The sequence below is a fragment of the Streptomyces capoamus genome, assembly GCF_014654935.1.
GTDB lineage: Bacteria > Actinomycetota > Actinomycetes > Streptomycetales > Streptomycetaceae > Streptomyces > Streptomyces capoamus.
The window spans coordinates 200772-204187 of the sequence record NZ_BNBF01000002.1 but is presented as its reverse complement, the minus strand read 5'-3'; the positions used below and the strand labels follow the sequence as shown (position 1 = coordinate 204187).

General features: G+C 74.0%; 4 protein-coding genes. 3 read left to right on the top strand and 1 reads right to left on the bottom strand.

Annotation, left to right across the window (positions count from 1 at the left end; all coding sequences use genetic code 11):
• Positions 1 to 473 (top strand): GMP synthase (glutamine-hydrolyzing) (locus IE312_RS38715; RefSeq protein WP_440862344.1); only part of this gene is annotated, 473 nt, incomplete at its 5' end.
• A gap of 3 nt (positions 474 to 476) precedes the next feature.
• Here the strand turns inward: IE312_RS38715 and IE312_RS04435 are convergent.
• Entirely contained in the window at positions 477 to 944 is a 468-nt protein-coding gene (locus IE312_RS04435; RefSeq protein ID WP_189978569.1) for a pyridoxamine 5'-phosphate oxidase family protein, read from the bottom strand.
• A 141-nt stretch (positions 945 to 1085) separates the two neighbouring features.
• Between IE312_RS04435 and IE312_RS04430 the strand changes: the two genes are divergently transcribed.
• Positions 1086 to 1880, top strand: coding sequence for a class II aldolase/adducin family protein (locus IE312_RS04430; RefSeq protein WP_189978568.1), 795 nt, complete (start codon positions 1086 to 1088; stop codon positions 1878 to 1880).
• A 217-nt stretch (positions 1881 to 2097) separates the two neighbouring features.
• Positions 2098 to 3378 (top strand): hypothetical protein, encoded by a 1281-nt coding sequence (locus IE312_RS04425; protein WP_189978566.1) that lies wholly within the window; start codon positions 2098 to 2100, stop codon positions 3376 to 3378.
• Positions 3379 to 3416: the final 38 nt, after the last annotated feature.

Sequence of the window (3416 nt, the reverse complement as noted above, 5' to 3'; positions counted from 1 at the left end):
TCAAGCTGATCGAGCCGCTGCGCAAGCTGTTCAAGGACGAGGTCCGCATGGTCGGCCAGGAGCTGGGCCTGCCGGAGGAGATCGTCCAGCGCCAGCCCTTCCCCGGCCCCGGCCTGGGCATCCGGATCGTCGGCGAGGTGACGAAGGAGCGCCTGGACCTGCTCCGCGAGGCCGACGCCATCGCCCGCGAGGAGCTGACCGCGGCCGGCCTGGACCGCGACATCTGGCAGTGCCCGGTGGTCCTGCTCGCCGACGTCCGCAGCGTGGGCGTCCAGGGCGACGGCCGCACCTACGGCCACCCGATCGTCCTGCGCCCGGTCTCCTCCGAGGACGCCATGACCGCCGACTGGTCCCGGCTGCCGTACGACGTCCTCGGCCGCATCTCCACCCGCATCACCAACGAGGTGCGGGACGTCAACCGGGTCGTCCTGGACGTGACGTCCAAGCCGCCGGGGACGATCGAGTGGGAGTAGGCCCTAGGCACGCTTCAGCGTGCGCAGGGGCTCACCGGGCTTCCAGACCTGGGTGACCAGATACGTGTCGTCCTCGACGCAGGTCCGTACGACCTCCGTCAGCTCGGTGCGGAAGAGGTGGAACGGCTGCGGCGGTTCCACCTCTTCCACGTATGCGGCCCGTGCCGCGCCGTCCTCGACCTCGTACGCCCGTCCGCCGATCCGGATGTCGCCCCCGCCCATGCCCGTCCCCTCACCGGGATTGGCCTGGAGGGTGAAACGCGGGTCGCGGCGCAGGTCGAGGGCCTTGCGGGAGCCCGGCATCATGCCGAGCCACAGCTGTCCGCCCAGGAAGCGGACCTCGATCCCGCAGGTGCGGGGCGAGCCGTCCTGGCGGAGCGTCGCGAGGACGTGGTGGCGGTAGGCGCCGAAGCGCTCCTCGGCGGTCCGTGCCAGATCCGGTACGGCCGTGCGGAAGTCTGCCCAGTTCATACCGCGCAGCCTCCCCCCGAATCACGACACCTCCTGTCGCCTATGCGCCGGAGCACGGCATCTTCACAGCACGCCCCTGCCCTTTTGCGCCGGGCGACGGTACTTTCCGGCCCGTACCGCCATACCCGTACGGGAGGATCCATGCACGGGCCCACTCCGCCCCTGCCGCTGCCCACCGGCCGGCTGCAGTTCGCCATGCCGCCGATGCACGAGTCGGTCGAGGACGAACGCCGGCACCGCAAGGAGCGGCTCGCCGGCGCCCTGCGCATCTTCGGCCGGGCCGGGTTCGAGGACGGGGTGTCCGGACACATCACCGCCCGGGACCCGGAATTCACCGACTGCTTCTGGGTCAACCCCTTCGGGATGCCATTCCGGCACGTCACCGTCGGCGACCTGGTCCTCGCCAACCAGGACGGGCAGGTCGTCGAGGGCCGCTACCACGTCAACCAGGCCGCGTTCACCGTGCACGCCCAGGTGCACGCCGCCCGCCCCGACGTCGTCGCCGTCGCCCACTGCCACTCCGTGCACGGCCGTGCCCTCGCCGCCCTCGGCGACCTCATCGACCCCATCACCCAGGAGAGCTGCGCCTTCTACGAGGACCTCGCCCTCTACGACGCCTACACCGGCGTCACCGTGGACGCCGGGGAGGGCCGCCGGATCGCCGCCGCGCTGGGCTCCCGCAAGGCGCTCGTGCTGCGCAACCACGGCCTGCTCACCGTCGGCGACTCGGTGGACGCGGCCGCCTGGTGGTTCCTGTCCCTGGAGCGGTCCTGCCAGGTGCAGCTGCTGGCGAAGGCGGCGGGCCGGCCGGTGCTCATCGACCACAAGCGCGCCGTCGCCACCCGCGAACAGCTCGGCGGGGACCTGGTGGCCTGGATCAACTACCAGCCGCTGTGGCAGGAGATCAGCCGCGGCGAACCCGACCTGCTCAGCTGACCCCCGCCCCGCTGGATGATCCCGGCCGTACGGCGATTCGCGCAGCCGGGTCAACACGACGGTCCCCGCTTCACCCGCGGCGCCCCCGCCCGGCCGCCCCGAAGCGCCCGGCGTAGGGCACAATTCGCTGACATCACCGGGGAGTTGCCCGGCCGTCGTGCGCCCCGCCGGGGCGAGGGGCCGGACCGGCAGGTCGTGGGGAAGGCGGGCGTCGGGCGTGGCGGTGCAGGAGGCGAGAGGGGACACGGATGCCGAGGGCGTCCACGAGGGCGGCTGCACCTGCGGGGACTGTCCGCACGGTGCCCGGGAGGGACACCGCAGGGCGGTCGCCGCGTTCCTGCGCCGGCGTGACGAGTTCGCCGCCGGCCGAGGACTGCCGGCGGGCGTGGCGCACTCCGCCTCGGCGTCCCGCCAATGGGTCTCCGAGGAACTGACCCAGCGGGCCGAGGCCGTCGCCGAGCAGGGCCGGGCCGAGGGCGCGGCCTGGCTGGCCCGGCTGTGGCGGCGCACGGTGTGCGCCGTGTGGGGCGCTGTCGTCGCGCTGCTGCTGGCCGAGGCACTCACCGCGATCGGCGCCGGCTGGACCGGCGCCCGCACCGCGGCCCTGCTCGCCGCGCTGGCCGTCGCCGGAGCGCTGACCGCCGCCTGCCTCCTGCACCGGGCGCGCGGCGGAGCGCTCGCCCCGGTGATCGGCGAGGACAACCGCATGTCCACCTCCCGTACCGTCGCCGCCTGCTGGGTGCTGTTCGTCGGTTACGCCGTCCTGCTGCTCGCCGTCCGCCTGGCCGCCGCCTCCGACCACACCGAACGCGACGCCCTGATCGCCGGCCTCGATCTGGCGCGCGGCGCGGGCGTGGTGACCGTCCTCGCCGTGGTGTGCGGCATCGCCGTCCTGGTCCGCCGGGTGGTGGGCCTGCGCGTGCTCGCCCAGCGGCTGCAGAAGGTGCCCGCCCACCGCCCGCGCGCCGCCGACCTGCTCACCGACGACTCCGGCAAGGGCGCCTTCACCGACATCCAGTACGCCGCCGTCAGCGCCGTCGCCCTGCTGTTCGCCGCCGTCCGGCTGGCCCGCCGCCCCGACCAACTGCCCGACCTGCCCTGGGGCCTGGCCGCGGTGGTGCTGATCTCGGCCGGGACCTACCTGGCCGGCAAGTACGCCGAGGGCGGCCGGCCGGTGATCTCCTCGGTGGTCCGCGCCCGGGAACCCGGCGACCTGGACGGCCCGATCCGCACCGGCGACGACATCGAGATCCGCGGCAGCGGCTTCGTCCCGCCCGGAGCCCAGACCGCCGACCGGCTCTCCCGGATGGTCGTGCGGATCGGCGCGGTCGACGTCCACGTCCCCCTCGTCCCCGTGGCGGGCGGCTTCCGCAACCCCACGGACCACACGCTGACCGTGCCCGTCCCCGCGGACGTGGAGCCCGGTGCCGTGGACGTCCAGGTGGTGACCGCGGCCGGTGTGGCGACCAACCGGTACCCGCTCCACGTGACCGAGTGAGTGCCGGGCGGGCTCGCGCGGGCGCCCGAAATCCGGAA